Source organism: Azospirillum doebereinerae (genome assembly GCF_003989665.1).
Classification (GTDB): Bacteria; Pseudomonadota; Alphaproteobacteria; order Azospirillales; family Azospirillaceae; genus Azospirillum; species Azospirillum doebereinerae.
The window spans coordinates 127,626-153,873 of record NZ_RZIJ01000012.1; the positions used below are offsets into that span (position 1 = coordinate 127,626).

A 26,248-nucleotide genomic window follows, 5' to 3' on the forward strand; every position below is an offset into this window, starting at 1 on the left:
ACGGGATGAAGCAGGACGCACAGCGGCCCGATCCGGCAAGGACAGCTCCGGCCGGCGCCCCGCCCTCCGAACCGCGCGCCCGGCTGTGGCAGGCCCGCTCGGCGCTGGTCTGGGAGCGGCTGGGGCCGGCGGTCTGGGCGCCGCTGAGCATCCTGGGCGTCTTCGCGGCGCTCGCCCTGTTCAACCTGCTGCCGCATCTGCCGGGCTGGCTGCACGCCGCCGTGTTGGTCCTGCTGGTCGGCGCCTTCCTGCTGGCGGCGATCGCCGGATTCCGCCGGCTTCGCTTGCCCGACGAAGCGGAGGCCCGGCGCCGGCTGGAGCGCGACAGCGGACTGCCCCACCGCCCGCTGAACACCCTGCGCGACCGCTCGGCCGGCGGCGACCCGATGGCCGAGGCCCTGTGGCGTCTGCACCAGGAGCGCACGCGGGCGGCGATGCGCCGGCTGCGGGTGGCGTGGCCGGACTCGACGGTGCCGAGCCACGACCGCTTCGCCCTGCGCGCGCTGGTCGTGCTTCTGATCGTGGTGGCCGGCGCGAGCGGCTGGGGCGATTGGCGGCCGCGCCTGATGGCGGCGGTCTCGCCCCGCTTCGACGGCGGGGCGGTCGCCGCCACCGCGACTCTCGATTTGTGGGTGACGCCCCCCGAGTACACCGGCCTGCCCCCGGTCTTCCTCAAGGCCGGCAACACGGTCGCCGCCCCGACCGACCAGCCGATCGCGGTGCCGAAGGGCAGCCAAGTGATGGCGCGGGTCAGCGGCGGCGGCGGCACCCCGACGCTGGAGGCCGGCGAGCGCTCCGCCCCCTTCGAGACGGTCGATCCCACCACCTTCCAAATCCAGCATCCCATCGAGGCCGGCACCCGCATCGCGGTGACGCAAGGAGGCCGCACGCTGGGCTCCTGGCCGGTCCGCGTCGTGCCCGACAGCGCCCCCATCGTCGCCCACGCCAACCCGCCGGCGGCGGGCGAGCGCGGCGCCCTGCGCCTGGACTACACCGCCCGCGACGATTACGGCCTGACCGAGGTGAAGGCGCAGGTCCGCCCCGCCGCTCCCTCCCCGGCGCCCGGTCCCAACCCCGCCCCGGCCCCACTCCTGGCCGCCGCCCTGCGCGACGCCCCGCCGCTGGAACTGCCGCTGGCCCTCCCCGGCCTGCGGCCCAAGGAGGCGCGCAACAGCGCCTTCCACGACCTGACCGCCCATCCCTGGGCCGGGCTGCCGGTGACGGTCCGTCTGATCGCCACCGACGGCGCCGGCCAGACCGGCCAGTCGGAGGACGCCGCGATCACCCTGCCCGAGCGGGTCTTCAACCATCCCGTCGCCCGTGCCATCGTCGCGCAGCGCAAGATCCTGACGCAGCGCCCGGTGGAATCGCGGGTCGACGTCGCCCGCGCGCTGGCCGAGCTGTCGACCCGGCCGGGGCAGTTCGGACAGGATCTGGTCGTCTTCCTGGCGCTGCGCACGTCGGTCGCCCGGCTGATGCTGGACGACAGCGAGGCGTCGATCCCGGCCTTGCAGCAGTTGCTGTGGGAGACCGCGCTGCGCATCGAGGACGGCGGGCTGTCGCTGGCCGAGCGCGATCTGCGCGACGCCGAGCGCCGGCTGTCCGAGGCCCTCGACAAGGGCGCCACCGACGCCGAGCTGAACCAGTTGATGGACGAGTTGCAGGCGGCGCTCGACAAGTTCATGGACGCCATGGAACAGCGGATGATGGAGGCCCTGCAGCGCGGCGAGCAGATCCCGACCGTCCCGCCCGAGATGGCCGACCAGATGACCGACCGCAACGACCTCCAGCAGATGATGGACCGCATGCGCGAGATGGCGCAGACGGGGTCGCGCGACGCCGCCCGCCAGATGCTGTCCCAGATGCAGCAGATGCTGGAGAACATGCGCTCCGGCGCCATGGCCCAGCAGGGGCAGCAGGGCAACCAGCAGAACGAAGCCTGGCAGATGATGCAGGAGTTGCAGAAACTCGGCCAGCAGCAGCAGCAGCTTCTCGACCAGAGCTTCCGCCAGTCCCAGGACCAGATGAACCAGCAGGGCCAGCAGGGACAACCCGGCCAGCAGGGACCTCGCGGGCGCCAACAACCGGGACAGCAGGGGCAGCAAGGCCGCAACAGCCCCGGCAACATGGCCGGCAGCCCGACGTTGCAGAAGCAGGCCGAGCAGCAGGAGGCGCTGCGCCGCCAGTTGGGTGACCTGATGCGGCGGATGGGCGAGCAGTCCGGCGGCGACATCCCCCGTCCGCTGGGCCGCGCCGAGCGCGCCATGCGCGACGCCGCCCAGGCCTTGCAGCAAGGCTCGCCCGGCGCCGCCGTGCCGTCGCAGACCCAGGCGATGGACGAGCTGCAACAGGGCATGCAGAGCATGGCCGAACAGCTCGCCCAGCAGATGATGATGGGGCAAGGCCCGGCGATGATGGGGCAGCAGGGCCAGCAGCCCGGCCGCCAGCAGGGCAAGGGCCGCGACCCGCTGGGCCGCCGCCCGTCGGGCTACGGCATGCAGGACTCCAACGACGTGAAGATCCCCGAGCAGTCGGAACTCCAGCGCGCCCGCGAGATCCTGGACGAGCTGCGCCGCCGCTCCGGCCAGTACGGCCGCCCGCAGCCGGAACGCGAGTACATCGACCGGCTGTTGAAGCAGTTCTGAGGCGGATGGTTCTTACAAGAGTTACTGACAGAACCGGGTGAGTGTCGGCTTCGATGCCCCCACCCTAACCCTCCCCCGCTTCGCAGGGGAAGGGACTGCCGCTGGACACCGACAAGCGTCCTGCCTCCTCCCCCGCCCAGCGGGGGAGGAAAGAAGTGGGGGCAACCGTGATCGCACCCACCCGCTCAAGCCAAACGACCGTTCTCACATCCCGCCCGGATAGTTCGGCCCCCCGCCGCCTTCCGGGACGACCCAGTTGATGTTCTGGGTGGGGTCCTTGATGTCGCAGGTCTTGCAGTGGACGCAGTTCTGCGCGTTGATCTGGAGGCGCGGATCGCCGCCGTTCTCGTTGCGCACGATCTCGTACACCCCGGCCGGGCAGTAACGGGTTTCCGGCGCGTCGTAGAGCGCGAGATTCACGCTGATCGGGATCGTCGGATCCTTCAGCGTCAGATGCGCCGGCTGGTCTTCCTCGTGGTTGGTGTTCGACAAATAGACCGAGGACAGGCGATCGAAGGTGATCTTGCCGTCCGGCTTGGGGTAGGCGATCTTCGGTGCCTCGCTGGCCTTGACCAGCGTGGTGTTGTCGGCGTGGTGCTTGAGGGTCCAGGGCGACTTGCCCTTGGTCGCCGTCTCGTAGGCGGCGTTGGCCAGACCGGCCCACAGGCCCTTCTGGAAGCCGGGGCGGATGTTGCGCACCGCCTCCAGCTCCGGCCACACCCAGGACGCCTTCAGACGCTCCGGATACGCCGTCACCTCGCGGGACTCCGAGCCGCCGGTCAGGTGGTCGAAGACGGATTCCGCCGCGACCATGCCCGACTTCATGGCGGTGTGGTTGCCCTTGATCTTCGGCACGTTCAGGAAGCCCGCCGCGTCGCCGATGATGACGCCGCCGGGGAAGGTCAGCTTCGGGATGGACTGGAGCCCGCCCTCGCTCAGCGCACGGGCGCCGTAGGACAGACGCCGGCCGCCCTCGAAGGTCGGGCGGATCGCCGGGTGGGTCTTGTAGCGCTGGAACTCCTCGAACGGGCTCATGTGCGGGTTCCAGTAGTCGAGGCCGACGACGAAGCCGACCGACACCAGATTCCCTTCCATGTGGTAGAGCCACGACCCGCCATAGGTCTTCGGGTCCATCGGCCAGCCGATGGTGTGGACGATCAGGCCGGGCTTGGACTGGGAAGGATCGACCTCCCACAGCTCCTTGATGCCGAGGCCGTAGGTCTGCGGCTGGCAGTCGCGGCGCAGGTCGAAGCGCTCGAACAGCGTCTTGGTCAGCGAGCCGCGGCAGCCCTCGGCGAAGATCGTCTGCTTGGCGTGCAGTTCCATGCCCGGCGTGTAGTTGCCGGTCGGCTCGCCGTCCTTGCCGATGCCCATGTCGCCGGTGGCGACGCCCTTGACGACGCCGTCCTCGTCGTAGAGCACCTCGGCGGCGGCGAAGCCGGGGTAAATCTCGACGCCAAGCTCCTCGGCCTGCGTCGCCAGCCAGCGGGCGAGGTTGCCCAGGCTGATGATGTAGTTGCCGTGGTTGTGCATCTGCGGCGGGGCGAAGGGCGACTTCATCGCCTTCGTCTCGGTCAGGAACAGGAAATGGTCTTCCCGCGCCGGGGTGGTCAGGGGCGCGCCCTTCTCCTTCCAGTCCGGGATCAGCTCGGTCAAGGCGTGCGGCTCGAAGACGGCGCCGGACAGCAGGTGGGCGCCCACCTCCGACCCCTTCTCGATCACGCAGACGCTGACGTCCTGCCCGGTCTCGGCCGCGCGTTGCCTCAGACGGATCGCCGCACTGAGACCTGCTGGGCCGGCGCCGACGATCAGAACATCGTACTCCATTACCTCGCGCGGTTCGCGTTCCATAACCTACTCCCCCACCTTCTTGATTCTGGTGCTTTTGCTCTCTCGGTCTCGCCGCCTCTCCCGCGGGTGGGTGCTTTTAGCATAGGATGCGCCGCACCCAAATCGGGTATCCGCTGCATGTAAGACCACACGCTTTGTGGTAAGGTCAAACAATGATTGACGTAAGCGACATGCTCGACGCGCTGCGCTGGCACGCGGACATCGGCTGTGACGAGGCCATCGGCGACACCCCCACGGACTGGGCCAACCTGACCGTGCGGACCGCCGCCCGCGCCCCATCGGCCGGCACCGCGCCGCCGACGCGCGGCCCACTTCCCGCCGCGCCGCGTCCGGCGGCGGCACGCCCGGCCGCCATGGCCGCGTCCACGCCCTACGCCAACCCCGATCAACCCCTGGGCGCCAGCGAGGCCGGCATCAGCGCGCGGGCGCGGGCCGGGGAAGCCCGGACGTTGGCCGAGCTGGAAAGCGCTTTGCGCGCCTTCGACGGCTGCCCGCTGAAGGCGACGGCGATGAACACGGTGTTCGCCGACGGCAACCCAGAGGCCCCGGTCATGCTGATCGGCGAGGCGCCGGGCGAGGACGAGGACCGGCAGGGCAAGCCCTTCGTCGGGGTCAGCGGCCGACTGCTGGACCGCATGCTGGCGCAGATCGGGCTGGACCGCACCCAGGTCTACATCGCCAACATCCTGCCCTGGCGCCCGCCCGGCAACCGCAGCCCGACCCCGGCGGAGACCGCCGCCTGCCTGCCTTTCCTCGAGCGGCACGTTGCGCTGGTGAACCCGAAACTGATGGTTGCGCTCGGCGGCGTCTCGGCCAAGACCCTGCTGAACCGCAGCGAGGGGATCACCCGGCTGCGCGGCCAGTGGCGCGACTACGACTCGCCGGCCGGACCGGTGCCGCTGCTGCCGATGCTCCACCCCGCCTATCTGCTGCGCAACCCCATCGCCAAGCGCGAGGCGTGGCGCGACATGCTGGCTTTGCGGCAAAGAATGGACGAAGTCATTGCCAAGTCCTCATAAATATTCGAAATCATTTTCGCGGAGGTCAAAATCGTTTGGATGATTCGGTGCCGAGCCGGGCGAAACCGGCCGTAAGCTAGCACCAAACGCATCTTGCGACCGGGCTAAGGCCTTTTTCCCAGAGCCATTAACCCGTTGTTAGCGCTCGCGATTACCGAGAACGACACGGAATGTGCGAATCCGTTGCTTGCGGTTCGTCCCGGCGTGGGTTATTCCGTGAGAATGCTCCGGATATTTTGCAATGCAGCACACCGGGCCGCGATCGCGGCTCCGCTGCGGCGGAACCTTCTGGGGGCCTTGGGTTTCGCGGTGGTTTCCACCGTGCTGCCCGACGGGATGGGCGCTGTGCGCCCGGCCCTTGCCTCCCTCGTCATCCACGCGCCGGACGGCCAGCCCGTCGTCCCGCCCGGCACCGAATCCGCGTCCGAACCGCTGCTTTTGGCGGCCGACGACCAGGCCCGTGCCGTCCAACTCACCGAAGAGGACGCCGACCGTTACCGCCGCATCTTCGCCTTCCAGGACCGCGCCGACTGGGGCGCCGCCGACGAGGAAATCGCCCGGCTGACCGACAAGCGGCTGATCGGCTACGTGCTGCGCCACCGCTACCTCCACCCCGACCGCAAGGCCAGCTACGACGAACTGGCGCTGTGGATGCAGCAGTACGGCGACCTCGCCGGGGCGGAGCGGGTCCACAACCTCGCCCAGCGCCGACAGCCGGCGGGGCAGCGCGCTCCCAAGGCGCCGCGCGGGGACGAGACGGTGCGGCTCAACGGCTCGCTGGAACGGCTGGGCGGCCTGCGCACCGTGTCGGCCAAGACGGAACCCGAGGACGACGCCCCCGCCGACGCGACCGCCGCCGACAGCACCCCCGCCGAGGGTGCCGACACCGTCACCGTGGCGCCGCGCAGCCGCACGGTCAGCCGCGCCCGCGCCGACCGCGTCGCCGTGGCCCGCGTGGACGATTTGCTGCGCGGTGGACGGGCCGGCGCCGCGCTGTCCCTGCTGGGCCAGGACGAGTTCTCCCGCACGCTCGACCCGGTGCAGTACGACGCCGCCCGCGCCCGCATCGCCGCCTCGCTCTACTACGCGGGCGAGACGACCCAGGCCCTGGCGCTCGCCTCGGCCAGCGCGGCGCGGTCGGGCGACGCCCTGCCGGAGGCGCATTGGATCGCCGGGCTGTCGGCATGGCGCCTCAAGCAGATCGACCGGGCTTCGCGCCATTTCGACGGCATGGCCGCCGCGTCGCCGCGCTCCCCCTGGATGGCCGCCGCCGCCGACTATTGGGCCGCCCGCGCCCACGCCAAGCGCGGCCGCAACCGCGAGGCGACGGCGCATCTGACCGCCGCCGCCCGTTACCCGCACACCTTCTATGGGCTGGTCGCCCTGCGCAGCCTGGGCCGCATGGATCCGGTGCAGTGGCAGGCGCCGGAACTGACCGGCGTTCAACTGGAGGCGCTGGCCCGCAAGCCCGCCGGGCTGCGCGCCATCGCCCTGCTCCAGACCGGCCAGCGCGCCCTGGCGGAACTGGAGCTGCAACGCATCCATCCGCAGGGCGACCCGCTGGTCGAGCAGGCGCTGGTCAGCCTCGCCGACCGGGCCGGGCTGCCGACGCTGTCGCTGCGGCTGGGCAACGCGGTGGCCGGGCCGGGCGGTGCCCCCTACGCGGCGGCGCTCTACCCCCTTCCCTACTGGAAGCCGCGCGACGGCTTCGCGCTGGACCGCGCGCTGGTCTTCGCGGTGATGCGGCAGGAATCGCGCTTCGACCCCCGGCTGGTCAGTTCGGCCGGCGCCACCGGGCTGATGCAGATCCTCCCCAGCACCGCCCAGCACGTGCAGGAGCGCAACGCCGACATCAACAGCGCCGACACCGACCGCGCCGCGCTGTTCGATCCGGCCCGCAACATGGAGCTGGGGCAGCGCTACCTGAACGAGCTGCTGGGCATGCCCGACATCGGCGGCAACCTGTTCCTGGCCGCCGCCGCCTACAACGCGGGTCCCGGCACGCTGGCGCGCTGGCGCCGCGAGCTGAACGAGGTCGCCGACCCGCTGCTCTTCATCGAGAGCCTGCCCTTCGGCGAAACCCGCGACTATGTGGAGAAGGTGCTGGCGAATTTCTGGATCTACCGGCTGCGGCTGGGCCAGGAAACCGCCTCGCTGGACGCCGTCGCCGCCGGCAAATGGCCGGTCTACACTTCGGCGGACACCCACCCGACGCAGGTCGCCACCCAGCCGGAGCCCCCGGTCGAGACCGTGGCGGAGCGGGAGACGGACGCGCCAACGCCCTGAGAAAAGGCTAGCCCCCTCCCTAACCCTCCCCCGCCTTTGGCGGGAGAGGGAACCCCGCCGAACGCCGACAAAAGTCCAGCCCCCTGTCCCGCTGCCAAGCGGGGGAGGGATGGGGAGGGGGCTAGCAGGGCAGAACCCGCTCAGACAGTAACCAGACCCTTTACTCCCAGCTCACCTGCTTGCCGGTGCGCCGTGCCGGGCGGGACGGCATGCCCTGGTCGAGGTTCGACAGGCTCGCGGACGGCTTCCCGAACAGGTAGCCTTGCCCGTAGCGGACGCCGAGCTGCCGCAGATGGTGGAGTTGCGCGTCCGTCTCGACCTGCTCGGCGATCAACTCGATGTTGATGTGACGGGCGATCTCGACGATGGAGTGCAGGATGGCGCGGTCGCGGCTGTTGGTCAGGGCGCCCCGCACGATCCGGCCGTCCAGCTTGGCATAATCGACTCGCAGCTCGTTGAGCGACAGGAACGAGGTCGTGCCGCTGCCCACGTCGTCCAGGCAGACCCGCAGCCCCATCCGCCGCAGCCGGTCGAGCGTCTGGTTCAAACCACGGAAGTCATGGACGGCGGCGGTCTCCGTCACCTCGATCAGCAGCTTGCGGGCGATGATGCCGTAAGGGCGCAGCACGGTCTGCAACTGCTCCACCATCAGCGGGCTGTTCAGCGTCACCGCCGACAGGTTGATGGCGATGTCGGGGATCGCGCGCTTCTGGTCGTGGGCGGCCTTCAGCGCGTCGAGCGCGGTCTGGAGGACCAGCAGGTCGAGATCGCAGATCAGCCCGACCCGCTCGGCGAAGGCGATGAACTCGGCCGGGGACGCGCTGTCGCCGACCCGCATCAGGGCCTCGACGTGGTGCAGCTTGCCGGTCACCAGATTGACGATGGGTTGGTAGGCCAGATGGAAGTCCCGCTGCTCCAGGATGCGCCGGACCTGCCCGACGCGGCCGATGGTGCTTTGCAGCATGTCCACCACCGCGCTGTTGACGTCGGCGATGCCGAGCGCGCCGGGCCGGCCGGCGGCGAAGGTCTGCAACGTGTAGGATAGGGCGCGGGCCACGTCGGACAGCGGCATGTCGCCGCCCTGGACCGGAAGCTGCCAGACGTGGAGAGCGTCGCACAGATCGTCCGCGCCATGGCGAACCAACAGCCGGCCGATGTCCGACGCGATCTCCTCGCGCGTCAGGTCGGCGTTGTGGAGGACCGCGTAGCGTTCGTCGTTCAGGCGGACCGCCGCGTCGCCGTTGGACGAGACCGACAGCAGATACGCCTCGACGTCGCCCCGTATCGCGTCGCTCGCGGGCATGCCCGCCAAGCCCTCGACCGCCAGCAGCGACAGCCGCTGGTCGTGCTCGGCGACGCCGGCCACGGAAAGACGGCGTTCCAGGCTCTCGACGAAAATCTTCAGTTCCGGCAGGCATCGGCCCGCCATGCGCTCCGTCAGGCCCGAGGCGATGGTGAAGCCCAGAAAGCAGCGGTTCGGGTGGTTCGGCAACCGGCAGCCGCCCATCATCATGGCCGAGCGTTGGCCGGCGACGGTCCTCATCACCACATGGGTCAGGTCGAGTTTGCCGCCTTCGATCAGGCGCGCCAGCAGCATGCGGATGAAGGCGTGCTCCTCGGCGGGCAGCAGATCGAACAGGGACTGGCCGACCAGATCCTCGGTGGTGCGGTCGGTCAGACCGCAGCGCGCGCCGGCCGCGAAGGCGATGCGCCCATCGTCGTCGGTTTCCAGAAGAAGATGCGCCGACGCGAAGGCGAAGGCCACGAAGCGGTCATGGCGCAGCGTCGCCGGAATGGCCGGGTGGCGGCCGGGATTTTTGCCGGTGCTCATGGATTCGTTCTTCTTCGCGGACAGAAGTCATGATGGACGCGCCGTCGGCGTTCCACCCCGTCAAGCCGGTGAGCGCGTCCGTGCGGGCCGCTTGCGCGCCGGGTGCCGGGCCTTCCTCATGCCGGAGGCGGGAAACCGGTGCAGCCTCCGGCTTTCGGGCAAGGACACGACAGGCCATGAACGCTTCGTCGAGCCATGATGACGCTTCACTCCCCCCAAGGTGTTCGACGTCCGGGGAGAAGCACAGACACCATACAATTAAAATGCCCGCCCTATCCCCAGGAATGGTGGATAGATTGAATTTGTTAAAAAATATTTAGCCTGAATAAATCCAGTGGAATAATGGCCATTAACCAACATCGAACATTATGATGGTTAACGTAATTAATGAGCTTATTGACATATAAGATCCTGAAATGTTGATTTGAAAAAGGCAGGGGCGGGTGGTCGACGGGGATGCGTCCCCCTCCATGATCGTACCCTTGAACTATCCCAGGAACGGCGCCTTCTGCTAAGCAGAACCCAACTGCACGCGCACCATACCGCCCAGCGTGGCCGCCACTCCACGGACGATCCGATGACGCCCCTCCACGCCGCGCTGACGCGCCTGCCCGGCCTCGCCGCCCTTTCCGCCGACGCGCTGGAACCGATGCCGCTCAAGGGCGTCGCCCACGACCATGTCCGGCTGCGCGGCCACGGCCTCGTCGCCCGCGTTCCGCGCTGGAGCCAGATGGGCCTCGACCCGCTGGCGGCGCTCGACCATCAGGCCACCGCCTTCCGCCGCGCCGAGCCGTCCGGCCACACCCCGCGCCTCGTGGCGCTGTTGCCGCCGGGCGAGGGACTGCCGATGGGCGCCCTGCTGGTGACGGAGATTCTCGGTCGCACGCCGCGCCTGCCGTCGGACATGCCGGCCATCGCCCGCGCCCTGGCGGCCCTGCACCGCCTGCCGGTTCCCGCCGACCCCGCCCCCCTGCCCGCCCCCGCCGACCCGGTCGCGGCGTTGCTGGCGCAGGTCGAACGCCAGGCCGCGTGGTTCGCCGGCGCCGCGCTCTCCCCGGACGCCCGCCGCCTGATCGACGCGGAGCTGGACGCCGCCCGCGCGGCCCAACCCGCCGGCCCACATCCCGTCACGCCGGTCGGGGTGGACACGCACCCCGGAAATTTCCTGATCGACGCCGACGGCAAGGCGTGGTTCACCGATCTGGAGAAGCTGCAATACGGCCACCCCGCCATGGATCTGGCGCATGCCAGCCTCTACACCTCGACCAAATGGGATCCGGCGGTGGACACCGTGCTGACCGACGCCGAGGTCGCGGCCTTTCACGCCGCCTGGGTGGACGCGGTGCCCGCCGCGTTGGCCGAGGCGGTGCGGCCGGGGCTGAAACCCTTGCGGCGCCTTACCTGGCTGCGCACGTTGTCGTGGATGGCCCGCTGGTCGCGCGAGGGCACCGCCCTGTCGCCCGGCATGCCCGAGCCTCTGCGCGCGCACATGGACGCCCACGCCGCCGACATCCTGCGCGCCGAACGGATCGAACGGGTCCGCCGCGATTGGCAGTAGATCTTTTCCCCCGATTGCGTGGTTAATGGAGGACGCAAGCGACTCCGGTCCCAGGGGCCGGGGGCGCGAATCCGATGGCGAACCTCATGGCGCGCAAGGTGGACAGGGCATGAAGACTTTCCGGATTGGGTCGCGGCTGGGAGCCGCTTTGGTGCTTTCCGCGCTCGCCCTGTCGGCCGAGGCGGCGGGGCCGCCGGACCAGGCGTCCACCGCCACCGGCAGCTATCTGGCAGGACGCTTCGCCCAGCACCAGGACGACTGGACCGCCGCGGCGGTCTACACGGGCCACGCGCTGTCGGCCGATCCCGATGACCTTCCCCTGCTGCGCCGCTCCTTCCTGCTGAAGCTGGGCGAGGGGCGGATCGACGAGGCGCTGGCGCTCGCCACCCGCACGCTCGGCCAGGACGGCGACCCGCAGATGGCGCTGGCGCTGCTCGCCGCCGACCATCTCGTCGCCGGCCGGCTGGACGAGGCCGAGGCGACCACCGCGAAGATGCCGCCCGACGGGCTCGGCAAATTCGTCGGCCCGCTGATGAGGGGATGGCTGGCGGCCGGGCGCGGCCAAACCGACCGCGCGCTTGAAGCGCTGAACCCCTTGTCCGCCATCGGCGGGTTCGGGGCGCTGTACAACCTGCACGCCGGCCTGATCCTCGACCTCGCCGGCCGCAACGAGGACGCGGCGGCCCGCTACGCCAAGGTGACGGAGACCGAGGCGCCGCTGCGCGTCGTGCAGATCGTCGGGAACTTCCTGGAGCGCACCGGCCGCGCGGCCGAGGCGCGCAAGCTGTACGAAGCGTTCCAGTCCGGAAGCCCCGACAGCCAACTGGTCGAGCCGGCCCTGAAGTCCCTGTCCGCCGGCGCCGTTCCCGCCCGCATGGTCGGCGACGCCCGGCAGGGCATGGCGGAGGCCCTGTTCGACCTGGGCAGCGCCCTGCACCACGAGGGGGCTGCGGAAACCGCCCTGCTGTTCGGCCGCATCGCCCTGCATCTGCGCCAGGACATGCCGCTGGCCCGGCTGATGATCGGCGACATCATGGAGGAGCGCGACCACCACGAGGACGCGCTGGCCGAATACAAGCCGCTGCTGGACAACCCGGTGCTCGGCTGGACGGCGCGGATGCGGTCGGTCGACGCGCTCGCCCGCATGGAGCGCAACGACGAGGCCATCGCCGCGTTGAAGGCGCTGACCGCCGAGCGGCCGGAACGCACCGACGCGATGATCCGGCTGGGGGACCTCTACCGCTACGCCAAGCGCTTCGGGGAGGCCGCCGACACCTACGGCGCCGCGCTATCCCGGCTGGGCACCCCGCAGGAGCGGCATTGGCCGGTGCTGTACGCCCGCGCCATGGCCCTCGAAAAGGTCAACCGCTGGCCGGAGGCCGAGGCCGACCTGAAGACGGCGCTGTCCCTGAAGCCGGAGGAGGCGTCGCTTCTGAACTTCCTCGGCTACAGCTGGATCGACCGGGGGCTCAACCTCGACAAGGCCAAGGCGATGGTCGAGCGGGCGGTGGAGCTGAAGCCGCGCGACGGCTACATCGTCGACAGCCTCGGCTGGGCGCTGTTCAGCCTGGGCGACTACGCGGGCGCCGTGACCAAGCTGGAACGCGCGGTGGAGTTGAAGCCGCTCGATCCCACCATCAACGACCATCTCGGCGACGCCTATTGGCGCGTCGGCCGCCGCAACGAGGCGCGTTTCCAGTGGACCCGCGCGCTGCGCAACGCCGACGCCGACACGCCCAAGGACGCGATCCAGGAGAAGCTGGACAAGGGCCTGCCCGACAAGCAGGCGGCGGCGGTGAAGCCGTAGGGTCGCGCGGCCCCGTTTGCCCCCTCCCCGTCCCTCCCCCGCTTCGCGGGAGAGGGGGCAGGACCCTTGCCAGCGTTCGGCGGAGTTCCCTCTCCCGCGAAGCGGGGGAGGTTTAGGGAGGGGGCAAGCGCAAGCTCACTCCACCGACGCCACGGCGCTTTCGCCCGCCAGGAAGGGCTTGTAGAGGGCGTCGGTTTCCTGGATGTGCTCGATGAACCATTCCTTCAGCAGCAGGATCAGATCCATCCGCAGCATGGTGGTGTTGTCGCCCTCGAAGTCGTGCTGGAGCTTCTCCACCTCGCCGGCGAAATAGCGGTGGGCGGCGAGATGGGCGTCCAGATCGGGATAGCGGCGGCGCAGCATCAGCGTCTCCTCCCGCGCGAAGTGAACGGCGACATAAGCGCGCAGGCTGGTCAACAGAGCGCTCAGCTCCTCCCGGTTGGCCGGGGTGATGCCGCCGTCCAGCAGACCGTTGAACAAATCCAGCAGAGTCTTGTGTTCGTCGTCGAGCACGGCGACGCCGACGCTCATCGATTCGTCCCAGGCGACCTGCGTCATGACTCCATCCTCCCCTTGGGCGCGCTCCTTTTCCGGGGCGGCGTCCGGCTGAACAAACGGGTTGTGGACAATCTTGACAGGGATCCTAAAACCCGCAACGGTGCCGGCTCAAGCGGCAAATCCCCGCAGGGGGCGGCGCGCCTCCCCCTTCCATGACGGCTCCGACACGGGAGACACGGCGCATGCCGCTGCTCGACGAGATCGCCGACAAGAAGCACGCGCTGGACGGTGCCCGTCCACTGCCCCAGGACACCGTCCACGACCTCGCCGACTGGTTCGAAATGGAGCTGACGGTCGCGGCGGTCGGCGTCGAGGGCGTGCCCCTGAAACGCGCCGACGTGAAGGCGGTGCTGGAGCGCGGAACCGTGCTGCGCCACCGCGCGGCCGACGAGCAGCGCTTCGTCCTGAACCATCGCGGCGCGCTGGAGTTGATGGCCCGGCTGTCCTACGAGCCGAACGGAGTGGTCGGGGAGCGCACCGTCGCCGCGTTCCACAGCGTTCTGCGGCAGGGCATCGACGAGGAGGCCGGCAAGTACCGCGACGGCCCGCCCAAGGATGACGCCACGGGAAGCGCCCCCGATCCGGCCAAGCTGCGGGTGTCGATGTCGGCGCTGTCGGGCTGGCTGCGCCGCGCCGAACCGGCGCCCGACACGGCGTTCGAGGCGCACCACCGGCTGATGGCGATCCGCCCCTTCCACGCCGGCAACGCGGCGACGGCGCTTTTGCTGTGCAACCTGATGCTCAACCGCGCCGGTTACCCGCCGGTGGTGGTGCGGGGCGAGGATCGCGCCCTCTACGCCGATCTGGTCGAGCGCGCCTGGGCGGTCGGCGACAAGACGCCCTTCCGCGACCTGATGATGCGCTTTCTCGATCAGAGCCTGGACGTCTGCCTCGTCGCGGCGGCGAAGGGACTGGTCGAGCCCGCCCGTGTGTCGAAAGACCGCGCGTCCGACGAGAACTCCTGACCGAAGGACGCTCCGGCTCCGCCCGGCGGCAGCGGCGCGCGCAGCCGCGACGGGCGCTCAGGCCCGCTGTGGATCAGCAGGGTGATCGGCTGGGCGTCCACCCGCCGGGTCTCGCCCGGCTCGGCGCCGGTGCCCGGATTGACCGGATAGGCCGGGAAGCAGGCCCCGGCAACGCTCAGCCGCAGCGCCGTTCCCGGCGCCAGCGTGGCGCAGGCCCCGCGCATGGCGATGGTCAGCGGGCGCGTCGGATCGCCCGGCTCCACCCGCGCGTGCCCCTGGGTCAGCGGCAGGACGCGCCCGTCGGGGTGCAGCACCGACAGCACGGCGCTGACGTCGAAGGACGGCGCGTCGGCCTCGATCCACAGATCCAGCGCCACCCGGCCGGCGAGCGTCAGCGGCTCGGTCAGGGCCGGCGTCGTGTAGACCGCCACGTCGGGCCGCCGGTCCACCACGGAGCGGTCGAAACGGCCGGCGTCCGGCACGGCGTGCCCGCCCACCGCCGGCACCGGGCCGCGCGGGTCGTGCACCACCACGTCGAGCGCCGCCGCCTCCGCCAGATCCAAGCCGAGCCGCCCGCCCTGCCGGGTCGCCAAGCCGTCGCTGGACAGATGGAAGGCGGTGTCCGCCGCCGGGACGCCGGGCAAATCGTGCCAGCGCCCGGCCTCCACATCGTGCAGCCGCACCGGCTCGCCACGGTCGGCGCCCTCCCCCTTCAGCACCCGGTCGAACCACGCCAGTTGCAGCGCGTCGAGCGACGGCGCCTCCTGCGGTCCCGCCGCCGTCCAGGGGCCGACGACCAGCCGCAGCGGCGCGCGCGACCGTCCGGCGAGCGCCTCGTGCGCGTCGAGCGTCCCGGCAAGGCGGGGGTCGAACCAGCCGCCGATCTGCATCACGGCGACGTCGGCCGGCATCTCCGTCAGCTTGGCGCGCGGCGACAGCGCGTCCCAATGCGCGCCGGGGGCCGGCATGGTCAGCCAGTCGTCGTAATGGGTGTAGCGCGCGTAGTCCCGCAGGGCCTGGGGCCGCGACGGGATCTCGTCGTCCAACGGCAGCCGCCGGGCGGCGTCGGACAGGATGCGGTGGGCCGTGCCGTCCTCGACCCGGCGCGCCGATTCGGCGGCGGCGCGCAAGGCCCAGCCCATCGCGTCGGCCAGCCGGAAGGCCCCGCCCTCATAGGCCCAGTCGCAGAACACGTCCCAACCGGCGAAGGCCGGCACCACCGCGCGCAACGCCTTGGGCGCCGCCGCCAAGGCCAGCCATTGCGCCATTCCGGCGTAGCCGCAGCCGTACAGCGCCACCGCACCCGACGATCCGGGCAGCGAGGCCGCCCAGGCGACGGCGTCGGCGCCGTCCTCGCTCTCGTTCTCGAAGGGGCGGAACCGGCCGTCCGAGGTCCCGCAGCCCCGCATGTCCTGCACCACCACCACATAGCCGCGCGCCGCGTACCAGCGCGGGTGGGCGTAATGGCTGGTCAGCGCCGTCCGCCGCCCGCAGGCTAGCCGCAGCAGCAGGACCGGCCACGCCCCCGCCGCGTCGGGCCGGTAGAGGTCGGCCTCCAGCCGCACGCCGTCGCGGGTGCGCATCGACACGGTTTCGGGCGGCCGGACCGGCAGCAGGGGCGAGGTTTCGATGAGCAACGGAGCCAGATGGGTCATGCGGGGACGGCGTTCCTGTATCGGCTGTATGACTCCATGGCAAGGCGCGTGCCAGACTAGCGAACGGCATAGAACGCGGTGGGGTTGCCCAGGAAGAGAGACGCGCGCGGGCTTTGCGCGCGCTGGGAGAGGTCTGAGAAGGCTGTAGGGTTTGGAATTTCTCTTTCCGACAATGACAAAGGCGTCCCAAGGAAAGAGGCTTGGACGTTGGCCGAGCTCCTCCCCCGCAAGGGGAGAGAGGCTTTGCCAGTTCCCAAACGCCCAACAACACGGCTCATGCCCAAAAATCAGGCCATCAGCCCAATCAGGCGGCAATCAATTCGAAGCGGTCCACGTCCACCATACCACGGTCGGTGATCTTCAGATGCGGGATGACCGGCAGCGGCAGGAAGGCCAGTTGCAGGAAGGGTTCGGCCAGCGGGCAGCCCATCGCGCGGACGGCGGCGCGCAGGGAGCGCAGCTTCGCCTCCACCGCTTCGAACGGCTCCAGGCTCATCAGCCCGGCCAGCGGCAGGGCGAGTTCGCCGACGACTTTCCCGTTGCGCACCGCGACGAAGCCGCCCTGAAGCTCGATCAGCCGGTTGACCGCCACGGCCATGTCGGCGTCGGACGCCCCCACCACGCAGATGTTGTGGCTGTCATGCCCGACCGAGGAGGCCAGCGCGCCCTCCGCGAAGCCGAAGCCCTGGACGAAGCCGCGCCCGACGTTGCGGTTGCTGCCGTGGCGGGCGAACACGCAGATTTTCAGCAGGTCGCGCGCCGGATCGGCGACCATACGGCCGCCGACGACGGGAACCTCGATCCGTCGGTGCTCGGTGAGGATCTTCCCCGGTTCCAGCCCGATCACCGACTGCACCGACACGCCGGCGGGAACCGCGAAATCCGCGACCTCCACCGGGTCGAGCCGCACCGAATCCACCCCGACCGGCGTCACCGACGGGCGTCCCGCGAAGCTCTCCGGCGTCACCACGCGCCCGCCCCGGATCACGCGGTTGACCGCGCAGTCCTCCAGATCGTCGAGCAGCACCAGGTCGGCCCGGTGCCCCGGCGCCACCAAGCCCCGGTCGTACAGGCGGAAACCGCGCGCCGCCGACCACGTCGCCGCCCGGTAGACATGGGCGACCGGCGCGCCCAGCCGGATGGCGCTGCGGATGAGGTGGTCCATGTGCCCCTCCTCCGCGATGTCCAGCGGGTTGCGGTCGTCGGTGCAGAAGCCCAGGAAGGGCGAGGTCTCCGGGGAGATCACCCCGGCCAGGGCGTGGACGTCCTTCGACACCGACCCGTCGCGGATCAGCACCTGCATGCCCTTGCGCAGCTTCTCCATCGCCTCGGCGGCGCTGGTGGTCTCGTGGCAGTTGCGGATGCCGCAGGACAGGTAGGCGTTCAGCTCCTTCCCCGAGACCAGCGGCGCGTGGCCGTCGATGTGGCGGCCGTCGAAGGCGGCCAGCTTGTCCAGCACCCCGTCCACCTTGTGGAAGACGCCGGGGAAGTTCATGAACTCGGCCAGCCCGATGACCTTGGGGTGGTCCTTGTGGCGGATCAGGTCGGCCGCCTCCAGCCGCGCGCCCGAGGTCTCCAACTCCGTCGCCGGCACGCAGGAGGAGAGCTGCACGAACAGGTCGATGACCGTACCCTCGGCGCTGTCGAGGAAGTAGCGCAGTCCCTCCTCGCCCAGCACGTTGCAGATCTCGTGCGGGTCGCAGATCGCCGTGGTGGTCCCGCGCGGCAGGACGCAGCGGTCGAACTCCTGCGGGGTGACGCAGGTGGATTCGCAATGCAGGTGGGTGTCGATGAAGCCGGGAACCACGGTCAGCCCGCGCCCGTCGATCTCCTCCACCCCGTCGTAGGATTCGTAGGTGCCGACGATCACGTCGCCGCAGACGGCGATGTCGCCTTGCGCGATCTCGCCGGTGACGACGTTGAGGAAGCGCGTGTCCTTGATGACCAGATCGGCCCTGCTTTCGCCCAACGCCTGCCCGATGCGCGTCTTCAACGCGTCCCGACCGATCGCCATGCCCGCCCTCTTTCCATATGTACGCTTAAAGGCTGAAAGTGGCGCGGCCGGCGGGAATGCGCAAGCGGGGGCTACTCCCCATCGTAGGGATGCGCCACGGGCAGCCGGACGCTGACCGTCGTGCCCTCTCCCTCGCGGCTGCGGACGTCGAGCGAGCCGTTCAGCAGCTCCACGAAGGACCGCACCAGCGGCAGCCCCAGCCCGGTGCCGCCCGACCGTCGCGACAGCTGGCTGTCCACCTGCCCGAAGGGTTGCAGGGCGATGGCGATGCCCTCGGCGCTCATGCCGATGCCGGTGTCGGCGACCTCGATCAGCACGCGGTCGCGGTCGGGCCGGACGCGCAGCGCCACCCGGCCGCCCGGATTGGTGAACTTCACCGCGTTCGACAGCAGGTTCAGCAGAATCTGCTTCACCCGCACCGGGTCGCCCAGCATCGGCGGCGTGTCGTCCGCCACCGACTCCTCCAGGGTCAGCCCACCCTCCTCCGCCCGCTCGGCGATCAGCAGCAGCGAGCTTTCCACCGCGTCGCGCACGTCCATCGGCTGCGGGTGGAGGTCGAGCTTCCCGGCTTCGATCTTCGACACGTCGAGGATGTCGCTGATGACCGCCAGCAGATGCTGGCCGGACTTGCCGATCACCTGCGCGTAGTCGAGGTATTTCGGGTGGCCGAGCGGGCCGACGATCTCGCCCTCCATCATCGAGGAAAAGCCGATGATGGCGTTCAGCGGCGTGCGCAGCTCGTGGCTCATGTTCGCCAGGAACTCGCTCTTGGCCCGGTTGGCCAGTTCGGCCTGCTCCTTGGCCTGGATCAGCGCCTGTTCGGCGCGGCGGCGTTCCTGCACCTCCTGCATCAAGGCGCGGGTGCGTTCGGCGACGCGCATCTCCAGCTCGTCGCGGGCTTGGCGCAGGGCCAGTTCCGCCCGCTTGCGCCGGCTGATGTCCTGCCCGACGCAGATGATGCCGGGCGCCACGCCGTCGGCCTCCGGCATGCGGTTCATGTTCCACAGCAGCACCCGCTCCTCCGCCCCGGAACGGCCGCGCTGCACATGCTCGAAGTTGCGGATCTCCTGCCCTTCCGCCGCGATGGCGAGCTGGGCCGCGAAGGCGCTGGTCGGGCGCTCGCCGACCACCTCCATCCAGGGGCGGCCGATGGCGGTGCCGGGCTCCAGCCCAAAGGCGCGCTCGGCCTCGCGGTTGGCCTCCTGCACGCAGCCGTCCTCGCCCAGCACCAGGATGATGCTGGCCGCCGTCTGCACCAGGGAGCGGAACCGCGCCTCGCTGACGCGCAGGCCCGCCTCGCGTCGTTTCAGGTCGTCGATGCCGGCGACGATGCCGACGATGCGGTCGGGTCGCAGGGCCGTGCCGCGCTGGAGCGCCTCCAGCTCCGCCACGCGGCGTTGCAGGCGAAGGATCGTGTCCGCCGGCGTTTCCGCCGGTGGAGCCTGCTGAGGCGGGGCCAGGGTCGGCGTCGCCACGGTCATCCACACTCCTCGCCAAACCACTGGGCCAGACGGCTGGTATCGCTTCCGTACTATGCGGTCAAATGCCGCAGTTGCGCAACAGCCGCTTCGTCCCGCCAAGCTCTTGCGCAGGGCCGCTCCACGGCTATTGGGGCAAACCGCGACAGCACGCCGCACGCAAAGTTAAGTTTGCTGAAATATTACAGGACCAACCCTTGCTCGGTTGCGGGTGATCATACAAGAACACGGTCAAAGAAAAAGGCGGAAACGATGCTGTCAGCGCTTCGCAATCTAAGGATCGGTCCCAAGATTTATTCGGTGGTCGGCATCCAGGCGGTGATCGCCGCCGTGCTCGGCCTGCTGGCGCTGACCGCCATGGAGGATTTGTCCGGCCGCGCGGCGCGGATCGAGAACGCCGCCCAGCGGCAGACGCTTGGCGAGCGGCTGAACGGGCTTGTCCTGGGCGCGGTGATGGACAGCCGGGGCGTTTACATGGCGCGCGACGCCGCCGAGAGCGACAAGTTCGGCAAGCCGCTGCTTGCCACGCTGGCGGCGCTCGGCACCCAGATGGCCGCCCTGGACGCCCTCACCCCGCCGGCCGAGCGTGCGCTGGCGCAGGCCGCCTCCGCCAAACTGGCCGAATTCGTGACCTTCCGCACCGAACTGGCGCGGATCGGCCACGAGAAGGGCTCCGCCGAGGCGCGGCTCTACGGCGACAACGACGCCAACCGTCGGAACCGGCAGGCGCTCAACGCCGAGCTGGGCCGGCTGGTCGCCGCCATCGACGTCGAGGCCGAGCGGCTGCGTCGGGAGCAGGGCGCCGCCCAGACGCACTGGACCGTCATCGTCGCGCTGACCGCCGCCCTCGGCATCGCCGCCGCGCTGTTGCTGTCGGTGTCGATCGCGCGCGGCCAGATCGCCCGGCCGCTGCAACGGATGACCGCCGCCATGACCGGAATCGCCGCCGGGGACACCGCCGCCGCGGTGCCCGGCACCGGGTCCGCCGACGAGATCGGCGACATGGCCCGCGCGGTGCTGGTGTTCCGCGACGCCCTGCGCCGCAACCAGGAACTCGCCGCGCAGGAGCGCGACGCCGTCGCCGCCCGCCAGCGGCGCCAGGACGCGCTGGAATCGCTGACCCACGACTTCACCGCGAAGATCGCCGGGCTTTGCCGTACCTTGAACGGCGAGGCCGACCAGATTCGTGGCAACGCCGAGGGGCTGTCGGATTCGGCCCGCGACGCCTCGCACCGCTCCGCGACCGTCGCGGCGGCGGCGGAGCAGGCGACCGGCAACGTCCACACCGTCGCCGCCGCGACCGAACAGATGGTCTCCTCCATCGCCGACATCAGCCAACGCATGACCGAGGCCGCCCGCATCGCCAGCGAGGCCGAGGGCGAGGCCCAGCGCACCAACGCCACCGTCCAGGGGCTGGCCGGCGCCGCCGAGCGGATCGGCGCGGTGGTGAAGATGATCAACGACATCGCCAGCCAGACCAATTTGCTGGCACTGAACGCGACCATCGAGGCGGCGCGTGCGGGCGAGGCCGGCAAGGGTTTCGCGGTGGTGGCGACGGAGGTGAAGAACCTCGCCAACCAGACCGCCAAGGCGACGGAGGACATCTCCGCCCAGATCGTCGCGATCCAGGGCGAGAGCCACAACGCCGTCACCGCCATCAGCGGCATCGTCGGCACCATCGAGCGGATCAACGGCATCAGCGCCAGCGTGTCCGCCGCCGTGGAGCAGCAGGGCGCCGCGACCCGCGAGATCACCCGCAACGTGCGAGAGGCGGCCAGCGGCACCCACGACGTGTCGCAGACCATCGCCGGGGTGTCCAACGCCGCCGACCGCACCGGCGCCGCCGCCGGCCGCATGCTCGACGCCGCGCAGGGACTGACCACCCACGCCCGCACCCTCCAGGCGGACGTGGACGATTTCGCGGCGCGGATGAAGGCGGCGTGAAGGGAGGGGCTTGAAGAGGGCGCCTCTTCCCATAGGCACAAACTCAAACCCTCTCCCCCTGGGGGAGAGGGTCGACCGATCCTTAAAATCTCTCAAGCCACCCGGTCTTCCGGAACCATCAGATCGCCCAGCTTCGCCAAGAGGAATTCCAGATCCTCCGGCGCCAGATCCTCGTACTGGGTCAGGATGCGTTCGATCAAGCGGCGGCGGTGGCGGGCGAGGTCGCCCGGTTCGCCGTCGTAGGGCGTTTCCTTCAAAACGTCGATGGCGATGCGGCAGGCCGGCAGCAGGGCCGAGGGCAGCTTCGCCTTGTCGTAGAGGGATTTCAGCCCCAACCGCCCGGCGTCGTGAATCAGCAGCCGCGTGTTGGTCATCGGCACGTTCGCCAGCAGCGACATCGCCGTCTCGAAGAAGGCGATGTCCCCGGTGCACAGCGAGCGCACCAGCAATGAGGGCGTCAGCCGGCCGGTCTGCGCCAATTGCGCCACCAGCCGCTCCAGAGCGCCCTCGTCGCTCTCGCCGCTGAACAGGGCGACGGTCGCCCGCTCGCGGCTTTGCAGGATCAGGTCGGACGCCACCTGGGCCGGCAGCTCGTGGTACGAGACCAGATGCTGGCGCAGCTTTTCCGACACCACGGCAACCAGCCGCTCGGCGATGGTGATCGGCAGCTTGGAGCGATGGACCAGCGGATCCTGCACCGCCTCGCTGTCGCCGAAACGGTCGATGACCTTGCCGAGGCTGCGTTCACCCAGCTCCGCGCCCTCGTTGGCGACCAGCGCCGCCACGGCCTTTTCCGAGGCGGTCTCGATCAGCGCGTCGGCGACGGCGGCCGGCACGGTCGGGCGCTGGGCGATGGCGGTCTGCTTGGAATCGGTGCCCGAACGCACGATCTCCACCAGATCGGCGCTGGTCAGCACCGTGGAGACGCTGAGCAGCGGGATCGCCACCGCCTCCACGTCGCGGGCGAGGCTCAACGCAATGTCGCGCGGCAGCGACGGGCTGGCCTTCAGATTGTCGGCCAGGGTCTGGCGCACGCGCACGACGGTGTCCCGCACCATCACGCGGATGATGTCCTCGGCCAGCTTGCGCTCGCTGTCGGACAGCGCGGTGCTGTCGAACTGGTGCGCGATCTTGGCGGCGAGGTCGTTGCGGCTGTTCGGCGACGGGTCCGACAGCAGCCGGGCGACGTCGTCCTTGGTCAGATGTTCGCTCATGGGTCGCGGACCCTTCCTACCCGAAGCGCCCCCTTGTCGTCGGAGACTGTGTTCCAAAGGTCTCGTCGGAGACGATGTTCCAAAGGAAAGGATGTGACGAAACGATTTAACCTTCATTAACACCGGAGACATCACGGACCATCCGTGCCGTCCAGCACTGGCCGATGCTCAGGAAACCTCCACGAAGCTCGGCGGTTCCGGAAGGATCGAACGCCGCCGCCGGGCGCCGCGCAACCGCAACTCCAACTCGGCCATCTGCTCCTCCACCGCGATGAAACACTGGGAGGGCACCTCCAGCCCCCGGTCCTCGTACACATAGGCGTCGGGGTGCGCCTTCGCCCAGCGACCGATGGCCGCGTCGCGCTCGCGCAGCAACTCCACGATCTGGGGGCGGAACAGCCGGACCAAGCCGGTGATCCAGCGGTTTGCCGGCCAGGATGGGCGGGCGTGGTCGACCACGAAGGAATCGAGCATGGCGATCACGTCGTCGGCCTTGTACCACGTTTCCCCAGTGACCCAGCGGTTGGTGGTGAACAGCCGCACCGGCTGCCCGGCGACGTCCATGGCGATGCCGATCAGGTGCGACAGGGCGTCGTTGTCGTTCTCCGGCGGCTCCAGATCGGGCAGAGCCACCGGCCGCACGCCGTCGGGCATGCCGTGGGGCCGCAGGAAGGTGTGGAAATGGCCGTGCTCGCCATTGGGCCGCTCGCCCTCCGGGTGGCAGTGGTAATAATACTGCGCGTGGTATTCCGCGTCGTAGACGTCGCCCGGCGGGTAATGGCGCCATTCGTAGAGCGTGCCGTGGCCGCGCAGCAGTTCGCCGACCACGGTGTCGCCGGTCTTGGCAAGAACGCGCTGGCAGACCCGGACCTCCCGTCCGGCCTCGGCCATCACCTCCAACTCCTCGCGGGAAAGTCCCGAAAGATCCGTCATCCGCCTGTCCGTCGGTGCGTCAATACCCCTATTACGTACGCGGAGAGCGGATGGTGGCAAGGGTTTTCCGGGATAGCTCCCCCGTAGGAGGAGGGGTCAGGAGGCGGGCTGCACCCCGCTGCGCAGAGCCCAGCCGACCATTGCGCCGGTGACCTGTCCCAGCGCCGCGTCGAAGGCGGCGATCACGTCGGTGAAATCGCGTCCGCGCACCGGCACCGTCGCCTCGAAGGTCTCGCCGGCCTCGATGGTCCGGCGCGGCATGGCGACCAGCTTGGCCGACAGGCGCACGTGCACGCGGTCGGGGCTGGCGGCGCCGGGAGTGGCGTATTCGGCCTGGAAGTCGCGCAGCTCCGATTTCAGGACGAAATCCGAGCGTAGCCCCACCGTGTCGCGTCCGACCGAGACGATCCGCCCGCTGTCCTCGAAGGACTGGACGATCAGCCCCTGCACCATCGTCGGCGCCCGGTCGGCCCAGGACACGTCGGCGAAATAATCCAGCGAGGTCGGTGTCCGGGCCAACGCGATGCGCGGCGTGTCGATGCCGGCGGCGGCGGCCGGCGCCTCGACCAGCAACTGCCACTCGACCTTGGGCGCCGCCGCATCCGCCACCGCGCCCGACGTCAGCGTGTAGAGCTTGGGCGCCGTCGGGTTGAGGGTGGAGCAGGCGGCGACGCCGAGCAGAACAGCGGCGCTCCACGCCGCGCGAAACCGACCGTTCATTTCCCACGCACCTCCACGCCCTGCCGTGTTCCGCCGAACAGGAAGTTCGACGGATCGTTCTCGATCCGCGTGATCACCCGCGTCAGCTGGCCCGACAGGTCGCGCAGCTGGGAGATCAGCAGGCTCAAGTCATACAGCCCCGTCGCCGCGAAGTCGCGCACCGGCTCGCGGTTTTCCGACAGGAGCGAGGCCAGCTCGTTGGAGGTCTTCTTCAAAGACTGGATCAGCTCGCGGCTGTCGCCGCCCAACTGCTTGGCGGTGCCGCTGATGGTGGCCAGCGTGCCCTGCGCCCGGATCAGCGTGTCGTCGAAACGCGGACCGGCCGGCTCGAACCCGGCCAGCGTGCGGTTGGCCTGCGCCATCGTCTCTTCCAGCCCCGAGGTGGCGCGGGCGAGGTCGGCGCTCATGTCGCGGACGTTGGCGAGGATCTCGGTAACGGCCTTCTGGTTGTCGCCGTTCATCAGCTCGCCCAGCCGGGTGATGACCTCCAACGCCCGGTTGACCAGCTGCGGCGCGGTGTCCACCACCGCCGTCAGCGAGGAGGGGCGCGACGGGATCACCAGAACCCCGTCGGGATCGGCGGCCTTCAGCCGCTCGCCCCCTGCCGTGCCGCCGGCGATCTGCACATAGGCGCCGCCGGTGATGCCCTGCAACTCCAGCGAGGCGATGGAATCGGCCATGATCGGCGTGCCGTTCTGCACCTGCACCGTCACCCGCACCCGCGTGACGTTGTCGGGGTCGAGCCGGATGTCGCCCACCGTGCCGACCGGAACGCCCCGGTAGCGCACCGGGCTGCCCTGCTGGAGGCCGGTGACCGAGCCGGTGAAGTAGATGCGGTAGGGCTGGCGGGTCTCCTCCAACTGGACCTTGGCGATCCAGACGGTGAAGACCAGCAGGCCGGCGAGGAGCGACAGCACGAAGCTGCCGACCAGGATGTAGCTGGCGCGCGTTTCCATCGCTTGCCCTCAGTCCTTCGCATGGCGCGCGGCGCGGCCGCGCGGTCCGTGAAAGTAATCGTGAATCCAGGGGTGCGGGTCCGCCAGATGCTCCTCCAGCGTCGCCACTTTGATCTTTTTATCCACCAGCACCGCGATGCGGTCGCAGATCGAGGTCAGGCTGTCGAGATCGTGCGTCACCATGAACACGGTCAGCCCCAGGCTGCGCTGCAACCCCCGGATCAGCGCGTCAAAGGCGGCGGCGCCGATCGGGTCCAGCCCGGCGGTCGGCTCGTCGAGGAACAGGATCGCCGGATCCAGCGCCAGCGCGCGCGCCAGCCCAGCGCGCTTGATCATGCCGCCGGAGAGCTGCGCCGGGTGCTTGGCCCCGGCGTCGGGCGGCAGCCCGGCCATGGCGATCTTCACCCGCGCGATCTCGGCGATCAGGTCGGGGTGAAGGGCCGTGTGCTCCTTCAGCGGCAGCATGACGTTCTCGGCCACGGTCATCGAGCTGAACAATGCGCCGTTCTGGAACAGCACGCCGGTGCGCGCCTGCAAGGCGGTCCGCTCGCGCTGCGACAGGCCGTCGGTGTCGTGGCCGAGCAGTTCGATGGTGCCTTCCGTGGGACGGATCAGGCCGAGGATCTCCTTCAGCAGCACCGACTTGCCGGTGCCCGAGCCGCCGACCACGCCCAGCACCTCCCCCGCCCGCACGTCGAGGTCGAGGCCGTCGTGCACCGTCTGCGTCCCGAAGCGGGTGACGAGGCCGCGCACCCGGATGACCGGTTCGGCGTCGGCGACCGGCCGGGTGCTCGCCATTGCGCTGCTGTCCATC

The 26,248-nt window shown here is 70.0% G+C and carries 18 protein-coding genes; 7 read left to right on the forward strand and 11 right to left on the reverse strand.

Annotation, left to right across the window (positions count from 1 at the left end; translation table 11 throughout):
• Positions 1–5 precede the first annotated feature (5 nt).
• Positions 6–2,645 (forward strand): TIGR02302 family protein, encoded by a 2,640-nt coding sequence (locus tag EJ913_RS16215; protein ID WP_126999690.1) that lies wholly within the window; start codon positions 6–8, stop codon positions 2,643–2,645.
• Positions 2,646–2,849: 204 nt separating this feature from the next.
• On the opposite strand, the gene EJ913_RS16220 is transcribed toward EJ913_RS16215, so the two are convergent.
• Positions 2,850–4,496, reverse strand: a complete 1,647-nt coding sequence (locus EJ913_RS16220; protein WP_126999692.1) for an electron transfer flavoprotein-ubiquinone oxidoreductase — start codon at positions 4,494–4,496, stop codon at positions 2,850–2,852.
• Between the two features lie 152 nt (positions 4,497–4,648).
• On the opposite strand from EJ913_RS16220, the gene EJ913_RS16225 reads away from it, so the two are divergent.
• Together EJ913_RS16225 and EJ913_RS16230 are read left to right on the forward strand one after the other, a co-directional pair.
• Positions 4,649–5,515, forward strand: a complete 867-nt coding sequence (locus EJ913_RS16225) for a uracil-DNA glycosylase (protein ID WP_126999694.1) — start codon at positions 4,649–4,651, stop codon at positions 5,513–5,515.
• A gap of 309 nt (positions 5,516–5,824) precedes the next feature.
• Complete coding sequence (locus EJ913_RS16230) at positions 5,825–7,801, forward strand: lytic transglycosylase domain-containing protein (protein ID WP_238521725.1); 1,977 nt, start codon at positions 5,825–5,827, stop codon at positions 7,799–7,801.
• Positions 7,802–7,961: 160 nt separating this feature from the next.
• On the opposite strand, the gene EJ913_RS16235 is transcribed toward EJ913_RS16230, so the two are convergent.
• Positions 7,962–9,632 carry an EAL domain-containing protein gene (locus EJ913_RS16235; RefSeq protein WP_126999698.1) on the reverse strand — a complete coding sequence of 557 codons (1,671 nt, stop codon included), beginning with the start codon at positions 9,630–9,632 and terminating at the stop codon, positions 7,962–7,964.
• A 577-nt stretch (positions 9,633–10,209) separates the two neighbouring features.
• Between EJ913_RS16235 and EJ913_RS16240 the strand changes: the two genes are divergently transcribed.
• A complete protein-coding gene (locus EJ913_RS16240; protein ID WP_126999700.1) occupies positions 10,210–11,190 on the forward strand; it encodes an aminoglycoside phosphotransferase family protein in 981 nt (326 codons plus the stop codon).
• Positions 11,191–11,341: 151 nt separating this feature from the next.
• Positions 11,342–12,997, forward strand: coding sequence for a tetratricopeptide repeat protein (locus tag EJ913_RS16245; RefSeq protein WP_244939377.1), 1,656 nt, complete (start codon positions 11,342–11,344; stop codon positions 12,995–12,997).
• Positions 12,998–13,132: 135 nt separating this feature from the next.
• Here the strand turns inward: EJ913_RS16245 and EJ913_RS16250 are convergent, their stop codons facing one another.
• Entirely contained in the window at positions 13,133–13,555 is a 423-nt protein-coding gene (locus EJ913_RS16250; protein ID WP_126999704.1) for a bacteriohemerythrin, read from the reverse strand.
• 182 nt (positions 13,556–13,737) lie between these two features.
• Here EJ913_RS16250 and EJ913_RS16255 point away from each other — a divergent pair, with 182 nt between their 5' ends.
• A complete protein-coding gene (locus EJ913_RS16255) occupies positions 13,738–14,520 on the forward strand; it encodes a Fic family protein (RefSeq protein WP_126999706.1) in 783 nt (260 codons plus the stop codon).
• Here the strand turns inward: EJ913_RS16255 and EJ913_RS16260 are convergent.
• From EJ913_RS16260 to EJ913_RS16270, 3 genes are all read right to left on the reverse strand, one after another.
• Positions 14,427–16,175 (reverse strand): CocE/NonD family hydrolase, encoded by a 1,749-nt coding sequence (locus EJ913_RS16260; RefSeq protein ID WP_126999708.1) that lies wholly within the window; start codon positions 16,173–16,175, stop codon positions 14,427–14,429. The two genes, EJ913_RS16255 and EJ913_RS16260, sit on opposite strands and share 94 nt — an antisense overlap.
• A 304-nt stretch (positions 16,176–16,479) precedes the next feature.
• Complete coding sequence (ade, locus tag EJ913_RS16265) at positions 16,480–18,189, reverse strand: adenine deaminase (protein ID WP_126999710.1); 1,710 nt, start codon at positions 18,187–18,189, stop codon at positions 16,480–16,482.
• A gap of 71 nt (positions 18,190–18,260) precedes the next feature.
• Positions 18,261–19,670: an ATP-binding protein gene (locus tag EJ913_RS16270; RefSeq protein ID WP_126999712.1), complete on the reverse strand. Its 1,410-nt coding sequence runs from the start codon at positions 19,668–19,670 to the stop codon at positions 18,261–18,263.
• A gap of 249 nt (positions 19,671–19,919) precedes the next feature.
• Between EJ913_RS16270 and EJ913_RS16275 the strand changes: the two genes are divergently transcribed.
• Complete coding sequence (locus EJ913_RS16275) at positions 19,920–21,611, forward strand: methyl-accepting chemotaxis protein (protein ID WP_126999714.1); 1,692 nt, start codon at positions 19,920–19,922, stop codon at positions 21,609–21,611.
• Between the two features lie 92 nt (positions 21,612–21,703).
• On the opposite strand, the gene spbR is transcribed toward EJ913_RS16275, so the two are convergent.
• The 5 genes from spbR to EJ913_RS16300 form a co-directional block, all read right to left on the reverse strand.
• Positions 21,704–22,825, reverse strand: coding sequence for a SpbR family protein (gene spbR / locus EJ913_RS16280; protein ID WP_126999716.1), 1,122 nt, complete (start codon positions 22,823–22,825; stop codon positions 21,704–21,706).
• A 168-nt stretch (positions 22,826–22,993) separates the two neighbouring features.
• Complete coding sequence (locus tag EJ913_RS16285; protein WP_126999718.1) at positions 22,994–23,758, reverse strand: DUF6969 family protein; 765 nt, start codon at positions 23,756–23,758, stop codon at positions 22,994–22,996.
• 96 nt (positions 23,759–23,854) lie between these two features.
• The gene (locus tag EJ913_RS16290) at positions 23,855–24,478 is read right to left on the reverse strand and encodes an ABC-type transport auxiliary lipoprotein family protein (RefSeq protein ID WP_126999720.1); all 624 of its coding nucleotides are present in this window, start codon (positions 24,476–24,478) and stop codon (positions 23,855–23,857) included.
• Positions 24,475–25,434: an MlaD family protein gene (locus EJ913_RS16295; protein WP_126999722.1), complete on the reverse strand. Its 960-nt coding sequence runs from the start codon at positions 25,432–25,434 to the stop codon at positions 24,475–24,477. The genes EJ913_RS16290 and EJ913_RS16295 overlap by 4 nt, the downstream gene beginning before the upstream one ends.
• A 9-nt stretch (positions 25,435–25,443) precedes the next feature.
• Positions 25,444–26,247 carry an ABC transporter ATP-binding protein gene (locus EJ913_RS16300; RefSeq protein WP_244939378.1) on the reverse strand — a complete coding sequence of 268 codons (804 nt, stop codon included), beginning with the start codon at positions 26,245–26,247 and terminating at the stop codon, positions 25,444–25,446.
• Position 26,248: the final 1 nt, after the last annotated feature.